Annotated in this window: 25 protein-coding genes; 16 read left to right on the top strand and 9 right to left on the bottom strand. The window is 38.0% G+C overall.

Features of this window, described 5'->3' with window-relative positions:
* Positions 1 to 178: 178 nt before the first annotated feature.
* Both AC07U8_RS20125 and AC07U8_RS20120 read left to right on the top strand, forming a co-directional pair.
* On the top strand, positions 179 to 943 hold the full coding sequence (locus AC07U8_RS20125) for a hypothetical protein (protein ID WP_096735332.1): 765 nt from the start codon (positions 179 to 181) through the stop codon (positions 941 to 943).
* 100 nt (positions 944 to 1,043) lie between these two features.
* On the top strand, positions 1,044 to 1,397 hold the full coding sequence (locus AC07U8_RS20120; protein WP_096735331.1) for a GlpM family protein: 354 nt from the start codon (positions 1,044 to 1,046) through the stop codon (positions 1,395 to 1,397).
* A gap of 97 nt (positions 1,398 to 1,494) precedes the next feature.
* Here the strand turns inward: AC07U8_RS20120 and AC07U8_RS20115 are convergent, their stop codons facing one another.
* On the bottom strand, positions 1,495 to 2,127 hold the full coding sequence (locus AC07U8_RS20115) for an LOG family protein (RefSeq protein ID WP_004816519.1): 633 nt from the start codon (positions 2,125 to 2,127) through the stop codon (positions 1,495 to 1,497).
* A gap of 373 nt (positions 2,128 to 2,500) precedes the next feature.
* On the opposite strand from AC07U8_RS20115, the gene AC07U8_RS20110 reads away from it, so the two are divergent.
* From AC07U8_RS20110 to AC07U8_RS20075, 8 genes are all read left to right on the top strand, one after another.
* Complete coding sequence (locus AC07U8_RS20110; protein WP_004816521.1) at positions 2,501 to 4,084, top strand: TerC family protein; 1,584 nt, start codon at positions 2,501 to 2,503, stop codon at positions 4,082 to 4,084.
* A 182-nt stretch (positions 4,085 to 4,266) separates the two neighbouring features.
* Complete coding sequence (locus AC07U8_RS20105) at positions 4,267 to 4,734, top strand: YchJ family protein (RefSeq protein ID WP_096735330.1); 468 nt, start codon at positions 4,267 to 4,269, stop codon at positions 4,732 to 4,734.
* 61 nt (positions 4,735 to 4,795) lie between these two features.
* Positions 4,796 to 5,440, top strand: a complete 645-nt coding sequence (locus AC07U8_RS20100) for a trimeric intracellular cation channel family protein (RefSeq protein WP_004816523.1) — start codon at positions 4,796 to 4,798, stop codon at positions 5,438 to 5,440.
* 79 nt (positions 5,441 to 5,519) lie between these two features.
* The gene (locus AC07U8_RS20095; protein ID WP_419263623.1) at positions 5,520 to 6,023 is read left to right on the top strand and encodes a GNAT family N-acetyltransferase; all 504 of its coding nucleotides are present in this window, start codon (positions 5,520 to 5,522) and stop codon (positions 6,021 to 6,023) included.
* A gap of 54 nt (positions 6,024 to 6,077) precedes the next feature.
* Entirely contained in the window at positions 6,078 to 7,397 is a 1,320-nt protein-coding gene (niaP, locus tag AC07U8_RS20090) for a niacin transporter NiaP (protein ID WP_209827748.1), read from the top strand.
* Between the two features lie 185 nt (positions 7,398 to 7,582).
* A complete protein-coding gene (locus AC07U8_RS20085) occupies positions 7,583 to 7,885 on the top strand; it encodes a hypothetical protein (RefSeq protein ID WP_419263621.1) in 303 nt (100 codons plus the stop codon).
* 243 nt (positions 7,886 to 8,128) lie between these two features.
* Entirely contained in the window at positions 8,129 to 10,348 is a 2,220-nt protein-coding gene (gene parC / locus AC07U8_RS20080) for a DNA topoisomerase IV subunit A (RefSeq protein ID WP_034612682.1), read from the top strand.
* A gap of 149 nt (positions 10,349 to 10,497) precedes the next feature.
* Entirely contained in the window at positions 10,498 to 12,171 is a 1,674-nt protein-coding gene (locus tag AC07U8_RS20075) for a long-chain-fatty-acid--CoA ligase (protein WP_004816532.1), read from the top strand.
* Positions 12,172 to 12,255: 84 nt separating this feature from the next.
* On the opposite strand, the gene AC07U8_RS20070 is transcribed toward AC07U8_RS20075, so the two are convergent.
* The gene (locus AC07U8_RS20070) at positions 12,256 to 12,681 is read right to left on the bottom strand and encodes a hypothetical protein (protein ID WP_051065591.1); all 426 of its coding nucleotides are present in this window, start codon (positions 12,679 to 12,681) and stop codon (positions 12,256 to 12,258) included.
* A 67-nt stretch (positions 12,682 to 12,748) separates the two neighbouring features.
* On the opposite strand from AC07U8_RS20070, the gene AC07U8_RS20065 reads away from it, so the two are divergent.
* Positions 12,749 to 13,147 (top strand): MAPEG family protein, encoded by a 399-nt coding sequence (locus tag AC07U8_RS20065; protein WP_004725268.1) that lies wholly within the window; start codon positions 12,749 to 12,751, stop codon positions 13,145 to 13,147.
* 120 nt (positions 13,148 to 13,267) lie between these two features.
* A complete protein-coding gene (gene ppa, locus AC07U8_RS20060; protein WP_494738494.1) occupies positions 13,268 to 13,792 on the top strand; it encodes an inorganic diphosphatase in 525 nt (174 codons plus the stop codon).
* Between the two features lie 102 nt (positions 13,793 to 13,894).
* On the opposite strand, the gene AC07U8_RS20055 is transcribed toward ppa, so the two are convergent.
* Positions 13,895 to 15,220, bottom strand: a complete 1,326-nt coding sequence (locus AC07U8_RS20055; RefSeq protein WP_151801801.1) for an OprD family outer membrane porin — start codon at positions 15,218 to 15,220, stop codon at positions 13,895 to 13,897.
* Between the two features lie 309 nt (positions 15,221 to 15,529).
* Here AC07U8_RS20055 and AC07U8_RS20050 point away from each other — a divergent pair, with 309 nt between their 5' ends.
* From AC07U8_RS20050 to AC07U8_RS20040, 3 genes are all read left to right on the top strand, one after another.
* Positions 15,530 to 16,300, top strand: a complete 771-nt coding sequence (locus AC07U8_RS20050; RefSeq protein ID WP_494738493.1) for a TorF family putative porin — start codon at positions 15,530 to 15,532, stop codon at positions 16,298 to 16,300.
* 263 nt (positions 16,301 to 16,563) lie between these two features.
* Positions 16,564 to 16,803: a hypothetical protein gene (locus AC07U8_RS20045; RefSeq protein ID WP_209827753.1), complete on the top strand. Its 240-nt coding sequence runs from the start codon at positions 16,564 to 16,566 to the stop codon at positions 16,801 to 16,803.
* Entirely contained in the window at positions 16,800 to 17,570 is a 771-nt protein-coding gene (locus AC07U8_RS20040; protein WP_494738492.1) for a TorF family putative porin, read from the top strand. The genes AC07U8_RS20045 and AC07U8_RS20040 overlap by 4 nt, the downstream gene beginning before the upstream one ends.
* 64 nt (positions 17,571 to 17,634) lie before the next feature.
* Here AC07U8_RS20040 and AC07U8_RS20035 read toward each other — a convergent pair whose 3' ends face one another.
* The 5 genes from AC07U8_RS20035 to AC07U8_RS20015 form a co-directional block, all read right to left on the bottom strand.
* On the bottom strand, positions 17,635 to 18,144 hold the full coding sequence (locus AC07U8_RS20035; protein ID WP_209827757.1) for a GNAT family N-acetyltransferase: 510 nt from the start codon (positions 18,142 to 18,144) through the stop codon (positions 17,635 to 17,637).
* A 169-nt stretch (positions 18,145 to 18,313) separates the two neighbouring features.
* Entirely contained in the window at positions 18,314 to 18,784 is a 471-nt protein-coding gene (locus AC07U8_RS20030; protein ID WP_494738491.1) for an SEL1-like repeat protein, read from the bottom strand.
* Between the two features lie 208 nt (positions 18,785 to 18,992).
* A complete protein-coding gene (locus tag AC07U8_RS20025) occupies positions 18,993 to 20,504 on the bottom strand; it encodes a GMC oxidoreductase (RefSeq protein WP_494738490.1) in 1,512 nt (503 codons plus the stop codon).
* A 2-nt stretch (positions 20,505 to 20,506) separates the two neighbouring features.
* Entirely contained in the window at positions 20,507 to 21,502 is a 996-nt protein-coding gene (locus AC07U8_RS20020) for a Gfo/Idh/MocA family protein (RefSeq protein WP_494738489.1), read from the bottom strand.
* 2 nt (positions 21,503 to 21,504) lie between these two features.
* Positions 21,505 to 22,785 carry a sugar MFS transporter gene (locus tag AC07U8_RS20015; RefSeq protein ID WP_494738488.1) on the bottom strand — a complete coding sequence of 427 codons (1,281 nt, stop codon included), beginning with the start codon at positions 22,783 to 22,785 and terminating at the stop codon, positions 21,505 to 21,507.
* Between the two features lie 124 nt (positions 22,786 to 22,909).
* On the opposite strand from AC07U8_RS20015, the gene AC07U8_RS20010 reads away from it, so the two are divergent.
* Complete coding sequence (locus AC07U8_RS20010; protein ID WP_494738487.1) at positions 22,910 to 23,782, top strand: AraC family transcriptional regulator; 873 nt, start codon at positions 22,910 to 22,912, stop codon at positions 23,780 to 23,782.
* 58 nt (positions 23,783 to 23,840) lie between these two features.
* On the opposite strand, the gene AC07U8_RS20005 is transcribed toward AC07U8_RS20010, so the two are convergent.
* Positions 23,841 to 24,983 carry a glycerate kinase gene (locus tag AC07U8_RS20005; protein ID WP_494738486.1) on the bottom strand — a complete coding sequence of 381 codons (1,143 nt, stop codon included), beginning with the start codon at positions 24,981 to 24,983 and terminating at the stop codon, positions 23,841 to 23,843.
* Between the last annotated feature and the right edge of the window lie 14 nt (positions 24,984 to 24,997).

Below are 24,997 nucleotides of genomic sequence, written 5' to 3'. Positions count from 1 at the left end.
TTATTGCGATATTGCATAGGGTAGAACGAATAAACCAGATCAGCTTTAAGATTGGTCCTGTGATGCAATCAATAACCACTTATCTAAAAAAGAGAATTGTTAGACAAAGGTTCTGTGATTAACCATTGTTTTTATTATAAAATGTGTGATATATATCGCACTTGTGGAGGGCTCGAAAATGAATATACGAAAAATTATATCAGTTATTTGTTTTGCATTTTCTTGCAATGTCTTGGCAGGCGAGACTTCACAAGTTTTATTTGATCAAGTGTTAAATTTAAAACCCAATCAATTGTACGAATTAGAATTAGAAGATGTACAAGCGGGGGATCAGATTTGGACAGCGGTTTATTTGGTTGGACGACAAAATTATCCAGGACTTACTGCAAAAGTTGAGTTTGTTATGGACAATCAGGGCCTGTTAAATAAAGCCAATCCCAGTGAGCATACTGTATATCAAACACTGATTGCAGAAAATTTGACGCAAACCAATCAATATTCACTCAAGCAATTCAAAGGCTTAAACACATTCATTGAAGATGCTTCAGAACAGCTGATTACAGATCCGATATTGGAAAAAACAGATAGCATTCGTATTTATAGTCAAGTGAATGACTGGATCCCTGAATACAACACTTATGAACCCACCAAAGTGAAATTTGGCATTCAAAATCCTTTGGATTTTGACATTGTTGCGGCTTATGTTTTGGTGGGCAAGGGTGAAAAGCCTGCTGAACTCAGTGAATTAAATTTTAAAAATATTCAAGCCACTTATGCCTCACCTTTACCGCCAGTACCAGCTGATTTTACCCAAGCTGAAGTGAATAAATCTGAGACGCACTTGAGTAGAAGTGAGCTAAAATTTATCTTTTTTATTGTGATGGCGATTGTCATGGGCTTGGTTGCGTTTATTAACCGTGGCAAATTAAAACGCGCTTTTTAAAGCTTTAACTTATAGCGCATTAAATTTCTAATATTTTAGATTTCAAATTTACACGCTTGGCGTAAACTCTTGCACTGATCATGTGTTCGAGTAATTTTAGATGTTGTCTTTATTTTTGAAATGTATTCTGGGTGCAGCAGTGGTTTTGTTGATTTCAATTCTTTCAAAAAGTAAGGCATTTTATATTGCAGGTTTAGTCCCACTTTTTCCAACGTTTGCATTGATCGCACATGTGATTGTGGCGCAGGAAAAAGGTGCTGAAGCCTTAAAGCAAACAGCTTTATTCGGGCTGTGGTCGTTGATACCGTATTTCATTTATTTGTTCACGGTCTATTTATTGGCAACTAAGCTTTCGATGTGGTCTTGTTTAGGGATTGCAATGTTATGCTGGATTGTGGCTGCTGCTGTTTTGATTTATGCATGGCAATTGTTTCAGAATGGATCGGTTTTATGATTTATTGAATCAATAAAAAGAGTTGCAATGAATACTTTTGAGTTGATTGTAAAGTTAATGAGCCTTTGATCAAGGCTCATTTTTAATAATGAGCTGTTTAAACAATAAACTGTTTTGGGCTTTCTAGGTTCTTAATGGCATTGTAAATTTGATCTGCATGATTACACACAATCAGTTTTGCCCGATGCTGAGGTGGTAAAAAACCTTCAATAACAGCATGGTCTAATTGCGCAATCAAATGGTCATAGAAACCATTGACGTTATATAACATCATCGGTTTTTGATGTTGATTCAATTGTCCCCATGTCGCGACTTCTAGAATTTCCTCAAAGGTACCAAAGCCACCTGGTAGTGCGACAAAAGCACTCGCTCGTTCAGCCATCATTGCTTTACGTTCATGCATGTTTTGCACAATATGTAATTCTGTTAATTGGTTATGGGCAATTTCATAATCCAGCATAAATTCGGGAATAACACCAACGACATCACCACCATGTTCCGTGACCGTATCTGCAACTTGGCCCATTAAGCCAATACTTGCACCGCCATAGACGATTCCAAAACCTTGTTCTGCGATGCCTTGGGCAAGTTGGATGGCTTTTTCTCGATAGGTGGGGTTATTTCCAGGTCGGGAGCCACAATAGAGCGCGATTAAACATTGTGTGGCTTTATGTTGTTGTTGATCTAATTCGAAAGGTTTATTCATCATTACAGGCAATACACTATTCATAATTTATTTTTTCACCTTAACTTATCATGTTCTTATACATTTCTACTACTTTAAGTAAGAAATGTGACAAAAACATGTTGTGTTATCGGCGCTTTTGCAATGATTTGTATCACTTTGATTTTGTATTTAATTTTAGATAAATCAGTAAAAATCCTGATAAATGAGATGAAATTCCTATCTGGATTGCCTATAATTAACGCTTATTTATCAACAAATGAATCATCATGGGTAGTGGTTGTAGTCGCTCCGAAAATGCACAATCTTTAGACAAAATAATAGTTCAAAATACACTAAAGTTTTCTTCTCAATTCCGAAATTTACAGTTCTCACATGCTGAAAATAGCTATTGCACATTTTCAATGGAGCAAGATCAATGATACTTGAGTGGATGTCTGATCCTTCTGCATGGGTTGGTCTTGCAACTTTAGTTGTTTTAGAAATCGTTTTGGGTATTGATAACCTTGTATTTATTGCAATTTTGGCAGAAAAACTTCCGCCTGAACAACGTGATAAAGCAAGGATTATTGGGCTTTTACTTGCCCTCTGTATGCGAATGGTGTTACTGGCATCCATTGCATGGGTGGTGACATTAACCGAACCATTATTCCATCTCTTTGAGCATGCTTTTTCTGGCCGTGATCTGATCTTGCTGTTTGGTGGTGTGTTCTTATTGTTTAAAGGCACAATGGAACTACATGAACGCCTTGAAGGTGGTCAGGATCTTAAAGAAGAAAATCCTGTTCATGCTGTATTTTGGATGGTCATTGTCCAAATTGTTGTTTTAGATGCAGTATTCTCCCTCGATAGTGTGATCACCGCTGTGGGAATGGTGAAAGAACTTTCAGTGATGATGATCGCTGTGGTGATTGCTGTAGCTATTATGCTGTGGGCATCAAAAGCCTTGATGGACTTTGTCAATAAGCACCCAACAGTCGTGATTCTATGTCTTGGCTTTTTGATGATGATTGGTTTTTCATTGATCGTCGAAGGTTTTGGTTATCACATTCCAAAAGGTTATTTATATGCAGCGATTGGTTTCTCGGTACTGATCGAATTTATGAACCAAACCATGCGTAAAAACCAAGAGAAAATGGTGACAACGACCGACTTACGTTTCCGTACAGCTTCTGCGGTATTGAAAATGTTAGGCGGAAAAAGTGCCGATAGTCAAAATGGTAAAGCGGATGATGTGATCGCAACACAAGCTCTGGCAGATGAAATTTTTGATGATGAAAATGGTGCTTACCATAGTGTTATGGTTCAAGGGGTCTTGGGACTATCAGAACGTCCAGTAAAATCGGTCATGACACCGCGCCCTGAATTAGAATGGTTAGATTTGGATGAAGACGAAGCCAGCATTAAGGAAAATTTGATGGCAATGTCACATTCACGTTTAATTTTGGCCCATGGTGAATTGGATAATATTGCGGGTATTGTTTTAACCCATAAAGTTTTAAATGATTATATCGAAACGGGTGTTTTAAATTTTGAAAAACACTTACGCGAGCCTGTGATTGTGCATGAAAATGCGCAAGTGTTGATGGTGATGGAACAGCTTCGTCAAGCGCCCTTACAAATGGCGATTGTATTAAATGAATATGGATCGATTGAAGGGATTGCAACACCGATTGATGTACTTGAAGCAATCGCAGGGGAGTTCCCCGATGAAGATGAGCTAGAAGCTGCTGCGGAAAGTCTTGAAGATGGTTCGTTGATCCTTGAAGGTTCAACTGATATTCGTCATGTTTCTTTACTTTTAGGTCGTGATTTAGTTGATGAATCGGAACAATACTCAACCCTTTCAGGTTATATCTTGTTCCATCTCGGGCGTTTGCCTGAAAATGGTCAGAAACTCCAAGTCGATGGTTATGAGTTTGAAGTGGTAACGATGGATGGGCATAAGATTGAGAAGGTGCATATTATGGCATTAACAAAATCTAAAGATGCCGAGTCCTAATGAATTTGTTGTAATGAAGCCAGTCGAAAGACTGGCTTCTTGCTATCTGGTCATTGCGAATAATGATTTAAACCATATGGTTAAAATGATATCTGGATGACATCATTTATATAGAAAGAATAGGTTTCGATTTCCTGCTGGGTTGGATTATCATTGAGCCTATTCAGATTTTGAGTATTTTCATGTCCAATCTATCCTGTCCATGTGGTTCAGCACTTTATGCTGAATGCTGTCAGCCGCTGCATTTGGGGAAGAACAAAGCCAAGACAGCAGCACAGTTGATGCGTTCGCGTTATAGCGCTTTTGTCAAACATGAGATTGATTATATTGTTCAGACCACTGCGCTTGGACAGCAGCAAGCTTTGGATGTTAAAGCGATTTCAGACTGGAGCAAAGCCAATCAATGGCTCAGTCTCGAAGTGGTGCAAGCCCAAGAAAAGCTCGATAAAAATCATGCTCAAGTTGAATTTAAAGCACATTTTCATGATGGTCAGCAGGCTCAAATACACCATGAAGTTTCACACTTTGTGCAGCATGATGGTGTATGGTATTTCTTAGATCCAACCACAGATCAGCCTATCACCATGAAACAGCCATGTATTTGTGGATCCGCCAAAAAATTTAAGCAATGTTGCGCACAATTTTTATAACTTTTAGATCATTTTTGACTTAAAATAGCGCGCATCTTTTCCCATCAGTGGATGAAGGGCAATGTTACTGACGATTATTTATATTATAGCCATTACAGCAGAAGCCATGACTGGAGCGTTGTCCGCAGGACGACGTAGTATGGACTGGTTTGGGGTGATACTGATAGCCTGTGTCACTGCACTCGGTGGCGGTTCTGTGCGAGATGTTTTACTTGGACATTATCCACTGACTTGGGTCAAACATCCTGAATACCTTGTCCTGACATGCTGTGCTGCCTTTGTCACCATTATTATTGCCAAATGGATGAAGCACTTACATTCCATTTTCTTATTGTTGGATGCTTTAGGCTTAATTGGTTTTACCATTATTGGCTGTCAAATTGCCTTGCAAATGGGGCATGGTTTTGTGGTTTCCGCGGTTGCTGGGGTATTAACAGGGGTATCTGGTGGTATTCTACGGGATATTCTGTGTAATGATGTTCCGCTGGTCTTCCGTCGTGAACTGTATGCATCGATTTCCTTTGTTGCGGTGATTTTCTATTGGTTCTGTATAGATTTTGGTTTATCGCTTGAAATTACCGTAGTTTCTACTTTAGTTTTTGGTTTTGCATTACGTTGTGTGGCGATTTATTTTGGTTTGGAAATGCCGAAATTTATCTATAAAGATCATGATGAACAATCGGCATCTTCTAAAGATGAGTCCTAAGGATAGATGCTTGAAAAAAGATGGATGCTTGAAGAGCAGCTATTGATTGTGAATCTCTGCATTTAACTTTGAGCTTGGTATGTCATATCGGATTCAGCAAAATATTAAACTTGAAAAATTTACTGAGCTAGATTTTGCTGTGTATTTTGAATTGGTCAAAAATATTAAAGTTATGCAAATGATTACCGAGCGGGCATTAACGCTTGAGGAAGCACATACGGAATTTGCCAAGATTTTATCCAAGAATGCCTATGATGTAGCATTGGGAAATTATAAAATTCTTGATGCTCAAACAAATGACTTTATCGGTTTAGCCAAACTTGAGTTGGATCAGCCAACAGCAACAACTGCGGAATTGGGTTATATGCTTTTACCCGAATATTGGGGGAAAGGTATTGCCAGTCAGGTTGTTACATTTTTAATTGAGCATGCAAAACAACAAGCATATTTAAAGGATCTCATGGCTATTATTGATCCCGAAAATATACCTTCAAGAAAAATATTGATAAACAATGGTTTCCATTCTCAAGAGTTTAAAGATTTTGACGGACTAGCAGGAGAAATTCTGCTGTTCAGTCTTTAAAATTAAACAGCGAGCCAAAGTTGTTTCTGCTTTTACATATTTGTTGAGTGCATTATGGATTTAGTATCACGTGTACAACGCTTACCCATAGGTAAATTTCACTATACCTTACTCTGGGTGATCGGACTGGGCTGGATGTTTGATGCCATGGATACAGGACTGATCTCCTTTATTCTCACCAAAATGGCAGAAGAATGGCAAATGACCCCTACTGAAAAAGGCTGGGTGGTCTCCATTGGCTTTGTGGGTATGGCAATTGGTGCTGTATTTTCAGGTGGCTTGGCTGATCGAATTGGTCGTAGAACAGTCTTTGCGATTACTTTGGTGACCTATAGCATTGCAACCGCGTTATGTGCTTTTGCGCCGAATCTGACTTGGTTATTGCTGTTCCGTTTTATTGTTGGATTAGGTCTGGGTGGACAACTTCCTGTGGCTGTAACTTTGGTCAGTGAATATATTCCTGCTCAAGTACGTGGTCGATTTATCGTACTTTTAGAAAGTTTCTGGGGACTTGGCTGGCTTGTTGCTGCGCTTATTTCTTATTTTGTAATTCCTGATTATGGTTGGCATATAGCATTTTTGATTGGTGGTTTACCTGCAATTTATGTTTTTATGATTCTCAAAAAAGTGCCTGAATCGGTTCCTTATTTGATTAATCGTGGACGAATTGAAGAAGCCCATGCACTGGTACAGAAACTGGAACGGCAGTGTGGGGTAGAAGTGATCGAAACCATTGAAGTCAAACCTGTTTCAGCAAAACAAACGATCTCATTTTCACAGCTTTGGTCTGGTGCTTTTGCCCGTCGTACTTTGATGCTGTGGTTGATTTGGTTTGGTATCGTCTATTCTTATTATGGCATTTTTACTTGGTTACCAAGTTTGCTAGTCAAGCAGGGCTATACCATTGTGCAGTCTTTTGAATATGTACTCGGGATGATTTTGGCACAATTACCCGGTTATGTGGCTGCGGCTTGGTTGGTGGAAAAGCTTGGACGGAAAGTAACACTCGCTGGTTTTATTGCTATGTGTGCGCTTTCTGCTTACTTCTTTGGTCAAGCGACCTCAGTCAATATGATTATGTTGTGGGGATGCTTAATGTCGTTCTTTAATTTGGGTGCATGGGGGGTGCTATATACTTATACACCTGAACAATACCCAACCAATATTCGTGCTTTTGGCTCAGGTTGGGCATCTGCAATCGGTCGTATGGGGGGAATTGTCGCACCGTTGGTGGTGACCCATATGATGGTGGCAAGTGATGGGTTTAGTTCCGTCTTTATGATGTTTACGATTGTACTTTTCGCTGTTGCCGCTGTGGTTTTGATCTTGGGTGAAGAAACCAAAGGTAAGACCTTAGAAGAGATTGGGTTATAGTGGTTTATTGAAATATATTAAACATAGCGCTAAAAAAACGATAACAAAGAAAAAGTATACAATGGCTGATATAGGGTTAATCTTACCTCTCAGCCATTTTAATTTCTCTAACGTTAAAATTAAAAAAAACCAACCATTCATAGCGATATTATCAAATAGATCAGACCAGTATTGAGGGCGAAATAATGAAAAATAAAATAGGATTAAGCTTTTGTATTATCTATCTTTTGCTTAGCGCATTTTGTCTTTATATCGCGTTAGATCCAATGACGGATAACAAAGGAAACTTTGTTTTCTTACAATTACCGATAGGTTTTCAAGTGTCAGCATTTAATGCAATTGGCTTAGGCCCTTTATTCGATCGGCTGTCTTGGACGCAAGCGTACAGTTTTGTGGTTCCTATTACTTTACTGTTTCTATATGGGATCGGGTGGTTGTTGAGTTCGAGCATTCATTCTATAAAAACGCGAAATGGACCACTTCAATAAGTTTCAGCATTTATAAATTTCATTTGAAATAAAGTGCATACCCCAATTTAAAAATAGCAGTTTAAATAAAAGTTGCTCATTTCTTAAAAAATGGATAATTTTACGTCATTAGAAAGATCTAAAGACGCAATTTGTCGTTGTAGGGTACACTTGCACTTGTGTAGTCAGACCCTGCGACTTAGCATAAGAACGTAGATACAAAACATTTATTTAGAACGCACTTATTTAGGATAAAAGGTTGTTATGACAAGCCTTGCGCATCATGCGACAGAAAATCGTTCCGTAGCAGAATTTACTGAACAAGCTTACCTCAACTATGCCATGTACGTGATTATGGATCGTGCATTGCCACACATTAGTGATGGTTTAAAACCTGTACAACGCCGTATCGTTTATGCGATGAGCGAATTGGGATTAAAACCAAGCGGTAAGCCGAAAAAGTCTGCGCGTACAGTCGGTGATGTATTGGGTAAATACCATCCGCATGGTGACTCAGCCTGTTATGAGGCTATGGTGTTGATGGCACAGCCATTTAGTTACCGTTACCCATTTATTGAAGGGCAAGGGAACTGGGGTTCGCCTGATGATCCTAAATCATTCGCAGCCATGCGTTATACCGAAGCCAAACTCTCACCTTATAGTGATTTGTTGCTTTCTGAATTAGGTCAAGGGACCTGTGATTGGCAAGATAACTTTGATGGTTCAATGAAAGAGCCTGTCAATTTACCAGCGCGTGTACCAAATATTTTACTCAATGGTACTACTGGTATTGCAGTGGGAATGGCAACGGATATTCCGCCACACAATTTACGTGAAGTGGTTAAAGGTACGATTGCTTTAATCCGTAATCCAAACTTAACAGATGAAAAAATTGCAGAATATATTCCTGCACCTGACTTACCGACCAAAGCAGAAATTATTACACCACGTGATGAATTATTAAAAATTCAAATGACGGGACGTGGTAGCTATCGTACCCGTGCCGTATATACCATTGAAAAAAATGAAATTATCATCACTGAACTGCCATATCAAGTTTCTGGCTCAAAAGTCATCACGCAAATTGCAGATCAAATGCAAGCCAAAAAACTGCCATTGGTCAGTGACTTACGTGATGAATCAGACCATAAAAACCCAACACGGTTGGTGATTGTATTACGTTCAAACCGTATCGATGCCGATGCAGTCATGAGTCATTTGTTTGCGACAACCGATTTAGAGTCGAGCTATCGTGTCAATATGAACATGATCGGTGCTGATGGTCGTCCACAAGTTAAATCAATCCGTCGCATTTTATTAGAATGGATTGAAATTCGTAAGAGTACTGTCACACGTCGTCTGCAATATCATCTGAATAAAATTGAAAAGCGCCTACATATTCTTGGTGGTTTGATCATTGCGTATTTGAACATTGATGAAGTGATCAAAATTATTCGCGAAGAAGATCAACCTAAACCCGTATTGATGATGCGTTTCAATATTGATGAAGTTCAGGCAGAAGCAATTTTAGAGCTTAAGTTACGCCATTTGGCAAAACTTGAAGAAATGGAAATGCGCCGTGAGCAAGAAGAACTTGAGGCCAGAGCAGCGGTGATTCGTGAACAACTTGCAAATCCTGAGTCATTAAAATCTTTAATTATCGAAGAACTTAAAGATGATGCGAAGAAGTTTGGTGATGATCGTCGTTCACCGATTGTGCAACGTGAAGAATCACAAGCCATTAGCGAACAAGATTTAATGCCAGCTGAAGCAGTAACAGTGATCCTTTCTGAAGCAGGCTGGGTTCGTGCAGCCAAAGGTCATGATATTGATGTTGAAAAATTAAATTTCCGTGCTGGTGATCAGTACTTGAGTTCAGCACAAGGCAAGTCCAATCAGAAAGTATATATTTTAGATGAAACTGGACGAAGTTATGCTTTGGCCATCAATAGTTTGCCATCGGCGCGTGGTTTAGGAGAACCGTTGAGTTCAAAACTTTCTCCAGCCAATGGTGTGGGCTTTATGCAAGTCCTGATTGAAGATGAAGAAAAAGAAATAGTTGCTGTAAGTTCAAAAGGTTATGGCTTTAAATCGCAAGCTAAACAATTGGATACCAATGCCAAAGCGGGTAAAACATTCCTGACAGTTGCTGAAAATGCGACAGCAATGCCAATTGAAGTCGTTGAAAATCATACTCATTTGGCTATACTCAGCTCAGCAGGACGGCTACTTTTAATTGAATTATCTGAGTTGCCAACGCTGAATAAAGGTAAAGGAAATAAGTTGATACAACTTGAAACTAATGAGTCTGTTCAGTTTATGTTAACTTTGAATTTAGATGAAGTAATACAAGTGCTTGCAGGGCAGCAACAATTAAAATTAAAAGGGGAAGATTTACAGAAATATATCGGTAAACGCGCATCAAAAGGTCAGTTGTTACCGCGCGGATATCAAAAAGCAAATAAACTGTTGATTCAAAGATAAAACTAGCATCCTTGGATTGAAATACGTTATATATGCAAAGTGTTCGTGAAAATGGATGCAATATTGAGCACAAAGAAGCCAAAAAATTATGTTCAATATTGAGAAAAACAGTTTAAAACTAAGGATTACTGATTGGAGATTATGGCATTATGGAAAAAGTTTGGTTCGCTGAATATCAAAAAACTGGAATTCCAGAAACAGTAGAATTGCCACAGGAAAATAGCTCTCTTATTGATATTTTTGAGCGTAATTTCCAAAAATTTGGTTCACGTGATGCCTTTATCTTCATGGATAAAGTGATGTCATTCAGTGATCTTGAATTGGCAAGCCGTAAATTTGCGACTTATTTGCAAAGTTTAGGTTTGGCAAAAGGTTCACGTGTCGCAGTGATGATGCCTAACGTCCTTCAGTATCCCGTTGTTGCTTTAGGTGTATTCCGTGCAGGTTTGGTACTTGTGAATGTGAATCCACTTTATACAGCACGTGAATTAGAACACCAACTTAATGACTCAGGCGCTGAAGCTTTGGTCATTGTTGAAAACTTTGCGACTGTTTATCAAGCGATTATTGGCAAAACACCGGTAAAACATGTTGTTGTTGCATCCGTTGGCGATATGTTGGGTACTTTAAAAGGGACTTTGGTGAATTTTGTTCTACGTAAAGTGCGTAAACAAATTCCAGACTGGAATATTCCAGGACATATTAAGTTTAATGCTGCATTGGCAAAAGTAAGCCCAAGCAATTATAAACGTCCAACCATGACCCTTAGTGATACTGCTGTACTTCAGTACACAGGTGGTACTACGGGTGTTTCCAAAGGGGCGGAACTGACGCACCGTAACTTAGTGGCAAACTTGCTGCAATGTGATGGCATTTTCCAAAGTAAATTTGGTCAAGGTGATGGCGCGAAAGACGATCGTATCTTCTGTGCTTTACCGCTTTATCACATCTTCGCATTCATGGTGTGTGCGATGTATGGTATGTATAAAGGTCAGGCAAATATTCTGATTCCAAATCCACGTGATTTACCTGCGGTGATTAAAGAATTACGTAAATACCAACCGGGTTTCTTCCCTGCGGTAAATACTTTGTTCAATGCGTTGGTACATAATGAAGAATTTAGACAGCTCGACTTCAGTAAGTTAAAAATGGCGATGGGTGGTGGTATGGCCGTGTTGCCGTCAACCGCTGAAGAATGGAAAAAAGTTACTGGAACCATCATTATTGAAGGTTATGGTTTATCTGAAACTTCTCCAGTTGCAACTGCAAACCCGCCTGCAACGACTGAGTTTAGTGGAACAATTGGTATTCCTTTGCCACTGACTGATGTTGCGATCTTAGATGATGATGGCAATCATTTGTCACAAGGTGAGCAGGGTGAAATCTCGATTCGTGGTCCTCAAGTGATGAAAGGCTATTGGAATCGCCCTGATGAAACTGCAAAAGTCATGACAGCTGACGGTTATTTCCGTACTGGTGATATTGGGATCATGGATACTCGCGGTTATTTCAAAATTGTCGATCGTAAGAAAGACATGATTTTAGTATCAGGCTTTAACGTCTATCCTTCTGAAATTGAAGAAGTGATTGCGCAACATCCAAAAGTACTTGAAGTGGCTGCAATTGGTGTACCTGATGAAAAATCTGGTGAAGTGCCAAAACTATTTGTAGTGAAAAAAGATCCGTCTTTAACCACTGAAGAAGTTCTTGAATATGCAAAAGAAAACTTAACTGGTTATAAACGTCCGCGTTATGTTGAATTTATGGATGATTTACCAAAATCAAATGTAGGTAAAATCCTACGTAAAGATTTACGTAAATAATTGAAAAGTTAAAGATAAAAAAGCGCCAACAAGGGCGCTTTTTTATGCTTGAGGTAAAACAATCGATCGCTTTATATGGTGATTTTATTTTTTATGCGAACGAATATACCAACCGTCAATATAGGGGCGGCTTAAGCCAACAATTGCTGTAAAAGTCAGCATCGTGCCCATTTGACGACCCAGTGCAGAAGGATGAATACTGCCATAGCTAAAATAAATATCGATTAAACAGTATACGACAATAATGGCTAACCAAAAGTATAGATTCATACGCTTTATGCCGACCGCAAAAAAGGCCACCACCAAAACAATAAGCGTCCCCAAGGTGGATTGCCAATTGTAATTTGCACAAATCACGCACAAGAGAAAAGCCAAAATTGGCAATACAATTTTAAGAATACGATCAATCTCCGCTTGTTGATGGCGCTGCTTTTCTAAAACCTCAAACAATTCATTTTGATCTGGTTGCACGTTATTGTCCTCACTACACAATTTTGCAAAACTCTGCATTTAACAAAAAATATTCTGTTCATGCCATGCTATGATAACTCGCATTAACACTTCATGAGAAAAAATCATGTCTGGGATAGATGGCATCATATATTTAATTCTAATTGCCTGTTTACTTCCTTATGTTTTTACCATTATTGCGAAAGCGTCTGGTGGTTTTAAAGCTGCTGATAATCAGAATCCACGTGAATTTTTAGCCAAAACCACAGGCTTGGCGGCACGTGCCAATGCAGTACAACAGAATAGTTTTGAGAGCTTACCTTTATTTATTGCTGCGATTTTAATGGCAGAGTATATGGTGGTATCACAACATCTGATTATGATGTTAGGGATCGCCTATATCGTTTTACGCATTATTTATGGAATTTGCTATCTGGCCAATATTTCAGCGCTACGTACCATTATTTGGGCTTTGTCCTTAGCTTGCCCAATTATTTTATTGTTATTGGTTATTCGCATCGTCTAAACAGTTTTGATGAAATTCATTCATTTTGATGATGCAAAATGTATAATCCGCATCTGTTTGCGCAATTTAGCGTTATAATCGACAAGATTTTAAATAAGACCTCACTTGAAAGAGTATCCTATGAGCTATAGCAATATTCCTGCTGGTAAAGATGCACCAAATGACATCTACGTAATTATCGAAATCCCAGCAAATGCTGCACCGATTAAATATGAAGTAGATAAAGATTCAGACGCTTTATTTGTAGATCGTTTCATGGGTACAGCGATGTTCTACCCAGCGAACTATGGTTATGTACCAAATACATTGTCTGAAGATGGTGATCCATTAGACGTATTGGTTGTAACTCCACACCCATTGGTACATGGTTCAGTGATTCGTTGTCGTCCTGTTGGTAAATTAAACATGGAAGATGATGGTGGTATTGATGCGAAACTGATCGCAGTTCCACATGACAAATTGACTCCGCTTTATAAAGATGTGAAAGAATATTCAGATCTTCCAGCTTTGCTAATTAACCAAATCGAACATTTCTTTGCACATTACAAAGATTTAGAGCCTGGTAAATGGGTTAAGTTGACGGGTTGGGAAGGTTCTAAAGTTGCAAAAGCTGAAGTATTGAAAGCAATCGAAGCTGCAAAATAAGCCTGATTGGAACGTGGTTTGAAGATTGAATAATGTTCAAACCCATAAAAAAACCTGCATGATTCAATGCAGGTTTTTTTATTTCTGTGGCTTTATTCTAAATTAGAAAAATTTCACAGGAATATCTAAGAAAATACGCCATTCATTGGTATCACCAATATAGACAGGATTATACGCTTCACTTGCACGATAGTAAGAGTGACGTAGACGTAAGCTCGCATCTTTTGCAAAACCACTTTGCATGGTGTATTTCACCTGATTAAAGAATTCACGTTCTTGTGCATCATCAGTTACATTGCGGACTTTAATATCCCAACCATAAACAAATGCTGTGGTCCAATTTAAGCCAGCAACACCATAATTGCTAAAGTCTAGGTTATATTGAACTTGAGCTGATTTTTCATGGTTACCAATAAAATCAGACATATAAGAGTTTGGTAGATAAATACTTTGGAAACCGTCAGCATTTTGACCATAGTCATAACCCACATCACCGGTATTTTGTTGATAAGCCAACATAACAGTGTGCGGACCTTGATTATAAGTAGAAGACAATGCCCAGATATTATTGGTTTTTTCTACGCCTGCTTTACCTGTGCTTGCATAATCCACATCGACAGGACCCGTTGCAGAATAGGTATTGGCATTTTTATCAAACTTGGTGTGATAACCACTGAAATCGAAAGTTAAAGAACTTTGATTTGCCAATGGGTATTTATAATTTGCATTGATATAATGACGTTCTAACGCATTTTTAGAGTCTAAACCATAATAAGACGCGCTAAGCTGGTCATCAAATTTGTATTTAGCACCCCAAACAATCGCATCATCTAATTTATTACCATCAGTACTGATCTGATCAGACATTTGGTCTTTGGTGAATTTACCCGCAACTAGTTCTAAATTTTTAATTTCATGGCTGGTTAATAACGTACCTGTAAAATATTCAGGAACAAGACGTGTTGTATTACTTGCCAGTACAGGTAAGTCGAGAACTTGCGTACCATAACGTACAGTCGTATTTGAGAAACGAGCTTTTACGTTTGCGCCACCACGAGCCCAATGATCATAAGGATCAACTCGTCCATTTGCGTCTCTTGCACCATTATTTTTGAGTGCAATCATATTATTGCCAGCATGGGTGTTTGGACCGATTTTAAAAGAACCATCGCCAACTACACCAACACCGAAACCGACGATACCTTGAGTGAAGCCAGAATCTAAGTCAACAATTGCCGTTTGTGCAAATGAGCTTTGATCATCAATACCATGTTTTTTATCACGAAGAATATAACCTGTACGAAACAATACAGAACCTTTGGCATCTTCAACGAACCCTTTTGCATCACTTTGTTCGCTAGCAAATGTAGGGGATATTAGAACCGCGTTAATTAATACAGCTAAAGTAAGTTTTGGAGCATTCAACATGAATTGCCTCGTGAACGAGAATAGATTGCACTGACTGATCGAATTCAGAACAGATTGTGGATGAATTGTATATTTAATCTATAAAAAGGGAATCTCTTTTGCTTAAAAATATTACATTTCTGTAATGTTTTACACAATATTAATTTCTTTTCTTATGAAAAAAAATTCTAAAGAATTGTTAAAATCATGATTTTATGTGAAATATAAAATAAATTGAAAAATATGCTGAATTTATCTCCATGTTTTTTACCAAAAATTTAAAAACACAGTAAAATTCGCCTTTATTTATACGCCCACCTGTTTTACATCATGAACTCACTTATTTCTAAACTATTATGGGCAATGCCTATTTGTATCGCGTCGTGCCCTACATTTGCTGACGAATCAAATGTCTTGGTTAAAAATGGCACGATCTCTGGAAATCTGGGACTGGTATCCAAGTATATCTATCGAGGTGGAGTTGAAAATGATGATATTGCTGCGCAAGGCGGTTTAAGTTATGCACATAAAAGTGGCATCACAGTGGGGTATTGGGGTTCTACACTGAGCTATAACCCCGCAGATGATACGCAAAATCATGGTTTTGAAAATAATTTTTATTTAGCTTATGCTCAGGAAATTGCGCAAAATTGGAGCTATAACTTAAAAACCACTGCATATGTTTATCATAAAGGCGGTACTGTTTATGCCGATCAAGCTGATCATCGTAAAACTACCTATACCGATCTATCTGCTGAGCTAAGTTATAAGAATCTAACTGCGGGTGCTTCAGTGATGTTAGCTGATGCATCCGCTGCCAATGCTGGTGATGTTTATCTCAGTATTGCTTATCGTCATGCGTTGGTTCAAGATTTTATTTTTAACACTTCTATTGGTGCATCTCTATATAACAGTCATCATGATGACAGTATTGTGCAAACCGAACAGAATTTTGCATTGAGCGAAATACGCTTGGGAGTCAGTAAAACCATTGCCAATACAGGTGTTTCAGCTTCATTAGACTATGTGGTTGGTGGTAAAGATCGTTTAGGTGAAGCGTATAAGGACAATTTGGTCTTTGGTTTAGCTTATAGTTTTTAACATGAACATGCGTGAGTCATTCAGCCTGACTCATTTTATTTAAGTGTATGACTGAACATTGGGCATGCACTTTTTTTAGGCATTTTTTAAACTGTGTGCTTTTTCTGAGCAAAAACAATATGCACCCCTGAAATCATCTTATATAAAAAGTCTAAAGCAATATTTATACGCTTTTTATGACAACAATAAAGCACATTATAGAAAATTTACGCTTAGATTTTTCATACTACTTTGCATTAAAACCACGTTTAAAGTAGGTCGGTATGAATCAGTTCCATCAAGTGATGCTTGAAATAGCATGTGTTCAACAATTGCAGAATAAAAAAAAATATCCACAATATTTTAATTTTAAAATATTGATTATCAATAGATTACTGCGTATTTCTGAATTTTATAAACAGCTTGAGTTTCATCTTGGCATGGCAATTGCTAATTGCTTAGGGAGTTCATCAAATTTTAGCATAACAAATAAACATCGTATGATGGGGGAGCACTTAAGATGAAATTCTCAACTAAAGCACTAACATTGGCAGTTCTATCGTCTACAGCAACAATGGCAATGGCAGAAGACAACGCACTGTCGAAATTAGGTTTAAGCTTTTCAGGTAGTGCTGCCGTAACGAGTGACTATCGTTTCCGCGGTATGACTCAAAATTATAACGATCCAGCAGTACAAGCGGGTTTTACCTTGTCGCATAGTTCAGGTTTATATGCGGCTCTTTGGGGTTCAAATGTAAATTTTGGTGAGGCAGATCCACATTTAGAATTAGATCCATCTATTGGTTATACAACAGCATTGGCATTATCTCCAACCTTTAAACCGACTTTGGATGTTGGTGTTGTTGAATATAATTATCCAAGTGCAACCAGTAAGTTTAACTGGACTGAGTTTTATGCAAAATTAATATTTGCCGATGTCTTGGTTAAAGGCAGTAGTTTGTTGACCAATGTGAACTATACCAATGACTGGGCAGCAGTTGGTGGGAACAGTTGGAATTTTAACGTTGGCTATTCAGCGCCATTTGGTGATACTGGTTTTGGTGGGCTTGCCAATGTTGGCTATACCACAATGGACGAAAAAGCATTACCTGATGGTAAAGACAATTATGTCGACTGGAAAGTCGGGGTGAACTATGCAGTTAAATCTATTCCCGGAGTCACTGCGGAACTTGCAGCAGTCGGAACCAATATTGATACTGATGGATTCACTAACTCTGCGAAACGTGGTGTTGAAACAGGTGCCGTATTTACTTTAACTAAAGCGTTCTAAGCGCAAATTAAAATCTATAAAGGTGACCTTGAGTCACCTTTATTTTTTGCGATTTTGAAATAAATTAGGCTTTCACTTCAAATGCTGGATGATATTTTACCGTTCCTTGTGGAATGCTTTGGTCAAAGCTAAGGGCTTGAAAATATTCAGCAGGCACACCTTCAAGGATCAAACTGTCATGTGGTTGAAAGCCAAATTTGGAATAATAGGCAGGATCGCCAAGGACCATACATCCTGCGGCATTGAATTGTTGTAACTGCTGTAATGCGTGGTGGATTAAAGCTTTGCCAACCCCTTGCTGTTGATATTCTGGTGCAACTGAAATTGGACCTAAACCATACCAATGTTGTGCACCAGAAGAAATCTCCACAGGTGAAATTGCCACATGCCCAATAATCTGCTGATCCAATTCAGCAACAACTGAAATGGTTAATTGATTTGCATCCCTGAGTGCATTGACGATCAAGTGTTCAGTATGGTCTGTATGCGCTGCATTTAGAAAAGCCAATTGAGTGAGATTGAAAATATTTTCAATGTCATCTGCATGTTCGTTGCGTAGGGTTAGATGTAGCATGTTATTTATCTTCTATACGTCATAGCTTGGATTCTAAGATTGAGTCCCTCGATATGATAAGGCTTCGGTTAAATGTAGTAGCTTAGATTTAAAATAATAGTCTCAGTCAAACATAGATAATTGTCAGATCAGGTTTGAGCCAAAAAAGATAAGTTATTGACAATTTAAGTCATTCGTACATTAAAAACTCATCATTATATCCATTAAGAACATTCCATTTTTTTGCCTTTAAAAAGCATTCTTCATATTTATTTGAAAGTTCGATGTTTTTATCTAAACCATCTAGACCAAACTTATAGGCTATTGATAGGACTTTTAAAGCATGGGCTTCTTGTAAATCAGCAGCTTTATGATATAAAGAATAAGCATTTTCTTTATAGCCATTATTGTAATATAGTTCAGCTAGATGGGATATTGCTGGAGGAAAGCCACTTTCCGCCGCTTTCTTAGCAATCTTGAAAGATTGTAAAATCTGTTTCTCTTCACTTTTATTTGTACTGATTAGATTAAGCAATAAAATTGCTTCTGGATCGTTATCCAAAAGTAATGGTTTTAAGCATTTTTTTAGACATCGTTTATTTAAGCTCGATTTTTGAAAATGTTCTCGAGCTTTTTTTAAAATTTCTTCTCTATCAAACATTTTATCCTCTATGTGGAATTATTAGATCACCTTTAGGATTAGTACATTTACAAGCTGTTGGTGAATATTACCAAATCCTTCTGGGAGATTAGAAACAGCTACTATGACAAGGTACCGTTTAAATACTGTATTTTGAATGTGCTGATTACTGGATTAAACGCTTAACTCGTATCTTCAAGACTGATACGAGTTTTTTAGCATAACTCAATTAAAAAGGTGATGCAGATAGAATGTGATGGGAAACTCTTAACGCTTGAGCTGCAATGGTTAATGCTGGGTTTACCGCAGCAGAACTCGGAAAGAAACTGGCATCCACCACATATAAATTATCATGATCATAAGATCTACAATATGTGTCGAGAGCTGAATCTTTGGGATTATTTCCCATACGAATGGTTCCACATTGATGAGACGGTGTCCTTTTATCAAACGGTTGATTCAGAACGAAATAGAAACCACAATCTTTGAGAATAGCACTAAACTTGTGTACCAGCTTCTGATGTGCACTCCAATTATTTCTTTCCCAAACTAAATTTATCTTGTCATCCTCAACATAAACTCGATTGTTGGGAGAAGGAAGATCTTCACTCATCGCATAGAAGTCGATGCTATGTCTACTAAAATAATCTAAAGCAAAAGATGGTATAAAGGGCATATTGGATTTCAAAATTTTCCCAGAAACTTTACCGAGAAGTTGAATATTGCCCAAAGGTAATCCACCAGCACCATCATTTAAATAAAAGTCATTGATGCCAAACGTTTTTGAGTAAATGGCATCATTTGTATATCTATGATTAAAACCGATAATTGCTGAACAATTATGGTTCATAAAGTTTCGCCCAACCATACCTGAACTATTTGATAGACCTTCTGGATTATTTTGATTTTTTGAGCGAAGCAATAAAGCCGCTGAATGAATTGCTCCAGCTGAGAGAATGACAAGTTTAGGTCTAATAGATTGGAGCTCGTCATGATGAGCATAAATGACCTCTTCAATACGATTTGTTGTAGGCGAGGTCTTTAAGTGAATAACCTTACTGTTGGTCTGTAATCTTACATTTTTATATTGAATCGCTTGAGCCAACGGTCCTGTTTCTGCATCAATTTTTCCATTGAAGAAATGAGGATGTGCATCCCAAGGGACTTTTCTTGTTTGTCTCCATTGTTCAATATCAATTGCCAATGGTAAAGGATAAGGATGAAGACCTTGAGCCGTTAATTGCTCTTTCACTACTTTAATCGCTGTCTCATCTTCAATAGCTTTATATGGATATTGAGTTGAATGATAAGGCTCGGTTGGATCAAATTTATCGTCACCTCTGACTTTAAAGAGTGCCTCAGCTCTTGTATACCACGGTTCAAATGCTTCATATGAGAATGGCCATGCGGGAGATGTCCCCCCTTCATGTGCCATTTCTAGAAAATCCTCTTTACGATACCTTGCGAGAACAGCGCCAAAGAACTTTGAATTTCCACCTACATAGTAATAATTCCCTGGTTTAAACGCTTGCTTATCCTTATCGAACCATTCTTCATCGGGCTTAAAGTACTGTTCTGTAAAAATCTGATCTTGATCTTGATTGATCGGGGAGTCAGGTAGTTGAATGCCACATTCGAGAATAAGAATATTCAGCCCACTGGGAGCAAGACCAGCAGCCATTGTTGAGCCGCCGATGCCAGATCCAATGATGAGAATATCCGTCTGATGATTTAAAAACACGGCTACTCTCCTGTAACTGCCAAGACATTGGTTTTATTTATAATTGCTTGTTGTATTGCTAGAGAAACCTCTAAAGAGCGTAAACCATCATAGGCTGTTGCAGCAGGCTGACCACGATTTTGTGTTGCATTTTTAAATTTTCGCAATGAAGAAACGTATAGGTTTTCATTTTTAATATCAATGGTTTGAGTTCCATGAATATTATTTAGTTGTAACTCTCCAACCGCGTGTTGTGTAAGTGTATTACGAGCCAATAAAGTACCTTTGGTTCCAATAACGTCAATACTGGTTTGGAAATACTGGGCGGTAAATGAATCATAAAAGCTCACTAAGGTCCCTTTAGCAAAAGCAATCGTCCCCATCACAGTTTCAGGTATGTTATTTGGACTAATAAGCCCTGTTTGAGCCATTGCGCTTACCGAAATGGGTTCATCATCGAGTAGAAAACGAAGCGTATCAATGTCATGCACGGTAATATCCAGAACCACCCCTCCTTCTGCAGGGGTATTGATACGCCAACTTTGCAGCTTTTCAGGCAGAGAAACCGCATGACAAAATCGAATTGTGAGTACATCGCCAATCGCATCACTGACAATAAGCTCACGCATTTTTTTGATTACAGCAGAATTTCTGAGGTGATAGTTCACGCTTAAGACCACTTGATTAACTTCTGCTTGGAAAATCATTTCTTTGGCATCTGTGATACTCAGCGCCATTGGCTTTTCACACATCACATGTTTTTTTGCTTTTAATGCTGCGATTGCCTGTTCAAAGTGAAGTGAATTGGTACTGGAAATATAAACAGCATCAATTTCTTCATGACGAAGTGCTTGATTTAAATCTGTTGAAAAATTAGCAATATCATGCCGATGTGCAAAATCCTGAGCACGTTCTAAGTGACCACTGACGATAGAAATCACTTCATCTCCAATCGCTCTTATGGCTGGAACAATCCATTCATGTGCGACATTACTGGCACCAACGAGTAACCAATTCATGCTTAGTCTCCTTGTTTAGAACAAAATATGCTAAATCCCAAAATACCGAGGTAACAAATGATCGGTACAAAAAGACTGATACTTAACGAGCTCAAATCTGCAACAAATCCGGTTAAAGGTGGGATAATTGCTCCACCAACAATACCGCAGCATAAAATGCCAGAACCGTCTGCAGCTCTTTCTCTTAAGTGCTTAGATGCAAGGGAAAAAATGGTTGGAAACATAATCGAATTGAAGAAACCAACAGATAAGATCGCGATGCCTGAGATATTTCCTCTTAAAGAACTACTGGTAAATAAAAGGGCCATAACAGCAAGGGAAAATATTGCGAGTAATTTGGCTGGAGTAATGATTTTCATCAATGCTGAACAGAGGAAGCGCGCGACCATTGCGCCACCCCAATAAAAGGCGACGAGTTTGCCAGCATGTTCTGCTGAAATGTTCATAATGTCTGATTGAGATAGGTAGTTCACCAGAATACTACCGATGGTTACTTCAGCCCCTACATATAAAAAAAGACAGATAAAACCTAAAGCGAATCTTGGAGATCGAAGTAAACCTAGTGATGAGCGGAGACCTTTATGTTCACTTGGGATTACGCTTTTAGGACCATAATTCCTGAAGCGGGCCAGTAGAATACAAAAAAAGCCGATCACAATGGCAATACCAGTATAAGCATGGCTAATAACAGCGGATTCTTCTTGTAAATATGCTGCCATTTCAACACTGTTCAATTGTGTTGTATCCACTGTAGCAATACTTCCTAAGATGATGATTGCACCAAAATAAGGAGCGATTGTGGTGCCCAGTGAGTTAAAAGCATGGCCCAAGGTTAATCTGCTTGAAACAGTTTCAGCTTTACCCAGTTGGGTGAGTAATGGATTTGTGACCACCTGAATGATGGTTACGCCTACAGCAAGAATGAATAGTGCAGATAAAAAAGCTGGAAACATAAGAATATTGGTTGCAGGAATAAATGCTAAACATCCGATTCCCATAACGAACAGACCAATAATGGCTGAGCGTACATATCCGAATTTATAAATCAATCGACTAGCGGGGATAGAAGCAACAAAGTAAGCAAAGAAAAAAGCGGATTGAACAAGCATGGCTTCCATATATGAAAGTTGGAAGATTTCTTTTAGTTTTGGAATCAAAACATCATTTAGGCTTGTGATGCTACCAAATAGAAAAAACAGCGCAAAAACCATTATATTTAATGAATGATTACTGTGTAAATTCTGTTGATGTTCTTGATTATCTAATAATGTGGATTTATTCATTTGATACCTTTCCATGGTATGTTAAAAATGAGAATAATTAGGATGGCTTTTTTTGTAGATATTAAGTAGGTGTTAATTTATCAATAAATGATACTATAGTTGCAATATATCAGGGAGTATAATAATGAAATCTGAATATGAGAAAATTATTGTAAAACCATATTCATCATGGTCATTTTTAAATAGAAAAATGGATGAAGGAATACCTTTTCAATGGCACCATCATCCAGAGATTGAATTTACACTAACATTAAATAGTTATGGTAAAAGATATATAGGAAGTGATATTAGTGATTATTGTGAAAATGATTTGGTTATGATCGGACCAAATATATCACATACGTGGAAATCTTTAGGCAAGTTTAATCATTCTGAGCCATATATTGCATTGGTTATATGGGTCAGTATTGAATGGATTCAAAATGTTGTTGAGCTTTTTCCTGAAATGAGATCTTTGAATAACTTATTGATATTGTCAAATAATGTTGTCATATTTAGTGAGAATGCTAAGCGAAAAGTTATCGATAATTTTCATAAAATATCAGTGCTTGGGTGGCCAGAACGGACGCCGAGATTGCTTGATATTCTTTTGGTGCTTTCACAAGATGAAAATATGACGATTTCGAATGTCAATAAACTCAATATTACATCAGAAGATGATAAGAAAATAAAAAATTTTATAGAAGTTATTGACTTTATTGATAGGAATTATAATGTAAAAATATCAATAGAGAGTTTAGCTGAGAGGTGCTGTGTTAGCCCTGCTACTTTTTATCGCTCATTTAAGAAGATTTTAAAAAAATCACCTATGGATTATATTATCAGCTTAATAATTAATCATGCTTCAGAGCTTATTTTAGAAAATAATATCGCTATATCTAATATAGCAGAAAAAGTGGGTTACTCTTCTTTGGCTTTATTTAATCGACATTTTAAAGAATTAAAGAAAATGTCACCAAGAGAGTATCGTTTAACCTATAAGAAACAATTTATATAAAGCTCAATTTATTTTAATAGAATTGCACTATTATTTTATGTAACTCTATTGATCTGAGCTATTTGTTTGCAGAACTTATTTTAATTAATCTGGCAATATCAATTGTTCTTTCATAAATTAAATGTGCTGCATTCATACATGCTTCTTCTAAATTTATAGGTCCAGCAGTTAACGAAAAAGCTGCGCTAACACCAGAGTGGTATAATTCCTGATAATTTTCACCTAATGTTCCTGCAATAACAATCACGGGAACATTTGCGCGTTGTGCTATTTGGGCGATACCAAAAGGAGTCTTGCCATTTAAAGTTTGCCCATCAAATTTCCCTTCACCTGTAATGACCCAATCGGCACCCTGAATTTTGTTAGAGAGCTGGTTTAATTCAGCAATGACCTCTATACCCGATCTAAATTCAGCATTCAAATATGCTTTAGCCGCAAAACCTAGCCCTCCAGCTGCGCCAGTTCCTGGTTCATTGCGTTTGTCAGCAGCTAATAATTGTGCTGAAATGTCGGCAAAGTGATTAAGTGCTTGATCTAATTGTAATACTTGATCCTGCGTAGCCCCTTTTTGCGGAGCGAAAACATAGGATGCCCCATTTTTACCACAGAGGGGATTGGTGACATCCGCAGCCAATACAAATTTGGTTTCTTGAATACGTGGGTCAAAATCAGTTAAATCAACTTTTGCCAAGTGCTGAAGTGCGAGTCCACCTTTGGGGAGTGCATTGTTGTTTTTATCGAGTAACTGAGCGCCCAAAGTAGATAAAAGTCCTGCGCCAGCATCATTTGTAGCACTGCCGCCTACAGTTAAAACAATTTCTTTGGCACCTGCATCGAGTGCAGCAAGAATGAGCTCTCCTGTACCGAAGGTACTGCTTATACATGCATTGCGTTGAGATGGTTTGACTAATTGAATACCACTTGCTTGCGCCATTTCAATCAAGGCAATTTTTTCAGTGTTTAACCATCCCCATTTGGCTATTACTGATTCTCCAAGCGGACCTTGAACAGACTGTTCACGCCATTCTCCAGCACATGCTTCGAGTACAGCCTCAATCGAACCTTCACCACCATCAGCCATAGGACAAATGATAATTTCAGCTTCTGGAAAAACGCTTTGCCATCCACAGGCAATAGCTTCAGCTATTGCCTGTGCAGATAAGCTATCTTTAAATGAATCTGGTGCAATTATAACTTTCATAAATATTCTCAAAG

The organism is Acinetobacter sp. GW821-FHT01E09, assembly GCF_059422385.1.
The sequence above is the reverse complement of the archived record's forward strand: the minus strand, read 5'-3'. Positions and strand labels throughout refer to the sequence as shown.

Bases quoted from the DNA above. Each gene is read 5' to 3' on its own strand.
- AC07U8_RS20070 (WP_051065591.1), bottom strand. From the start codon at position 12,681: ATGCAGAGTTTTGCAAAATTGTGTAGTGAGGACAATAACGTGCAACCA.
- AC07U8_RS20045 (WP_209827753.1), top strand. From the start codon at position 16,564: ATGAATCAGTTCCATCAAGTGATGCTTGAAATAGCATGTGTTCAACAA.
- AC07U8_RS20015 (WP_494738488.1), bottom strand. From the start codon at position 22,785: ATGAATAAATCCACATTATTAGATAATCAAGAACATCAACAGAATTTA.
- AC07U8_RS20085 (WP_419263621.1), top strand. From the start codon at position 7,583: ATGAAAAATAAAATAGGATTAAGCTTTTGTATTATCTATCTTTTGCTT.
- AC07U8_RS20040 (WP_494738492.1), top strand. From the start codon at position 16,800: ATGAAATTCTCAACTAAAGCACTAACATTGGCAGTTCTATCGTCTACA.
- AC07U8_RS20100 (WP_004816523.1), top strand. From the start codon at position 4,796: ATGTTACTGACGATTATTTATATTATAGCCATTACAGCAGAAGCCATG.
- parC (WP_034612682.1), top strand. From the start codon at position 8,129: ATGACAAGCCTTGCGCATCATGCGACAGAAAATCGTTCCGTAGCAGAA.
- AC07U8_RS20035 (WP_209827757.1), bottom strand. From the start codon at position 18,144: ATGCTACATCTAACCCTACGCAACGAACATGCAGATGACATTGAAAAT.
- AC07U8_RS20125 (WP_096735332.1), top strand. From the start codon at position 179: ATGAATATACGAAAAATTATATCAGTTATTTGTTTTGCATTTTCTTGC.
- AC07U8_RS20010 (WP_494738487.1), top strand. From the start codon at position 22,910: ATGAAATCTGAATATGAGAAAATTATTGTAAAACCATATTCATCATGG.
- ppa (WP_494738494.1), top strand. From the start codon at position 13,268: ATGAGCTATAGCAATATTCCTGCTGGTAAAGATGCACCAAATGACATC.
- AC07U8_RS20055 (WP_151801801.1), bottom strand. From the start codon at position 15,220: ATGTTGAATGCTCCAAAACTTACTTTAGCTGTATTAATTAACGCGGTT.
- AC07U8_RS20110 (WP_004816521.1), top strand. From the start codon at position 2,501: ATGATACTTGAGTGGATGTCTGATCCTTCTGCATGGGTTGGTCTTGCA.
- AC07U8_RS20115 (WP_004816519.1), bottom strand. From the start codon at position 2,127: ATGAATAGTGTATTGCCTGTAATGATGAATAAACCTTTCGAATTAGAT.
- AC07U8_RS20075 (WP_004816532.1), top strand. From the start codon at position 10,498: ATGGAAAAAGTTTGGTTCGCTGAATATCAAAAAACTGGAATTCCAGAA.
- AC07U8_RS20050 (WP_494738493.1), top strand. From the start codon at position 15,530: ATGAACTCACTTATTTCTAAACTATTATGGGCAATGCCTATTTGTATC.
- AC07U8_RS20105 (WP_096735330.1), top strand. From the start codon at position 4,267: ATGTCCAATCTATCCTGTCCATGTGGTTCAGCACTTTATGCTGAATGC.
- AC07U8_RS20065 (WP_004725268.1), top strand. From the start codon at position 12,749: ATGTCTGGGATAGATGGCATCATATATTTAATTCTAATTGCCTGTTTA.
- AC07U8_RS20095 (WP_419263623.1), top strand. From the start codon at position 5,520: ATGTCATATCGGATTCAGCAAAATATTAAACTTGAAAAATTTACTGAG.
- AC07U8_RS20020 (WP_494738489.1), bottom strand. From the start codon at position 21,502: ATGAATTGGTTACTCGTTGGTGCCAGTAATGTCGCACATGAATGGATT.
- AC07U8_RS20030 (WP_494738491.1), bottom strand. From the start codon at position 18,784: ATGTTTGATAGAGAAGAAATTTTAAAAAAAGCTCGAGAACATTTTCAA.
- niaP (WP_209827748.1), top strand. From the start codon at position 6,078: ATGGATTTAGTATCACGTGTACAACGCTTACCCATAGGTAAATTTCAC.
- AC07U8_RS20120 (WP_096735331.1), top strand. From the start codon at position 1,044: ATGTTGTCTTTATTTTTGAAATGTATTCTGGGTGCAGCAGTGGTTTTG.
- AC07U8_RS20005 (WP_494738486.1), bottom strand. From the start codon at position 24,983: ATGAAAGTTATAATTGCACCAGATTCATTTAAAGATAGCTTATCTGCA.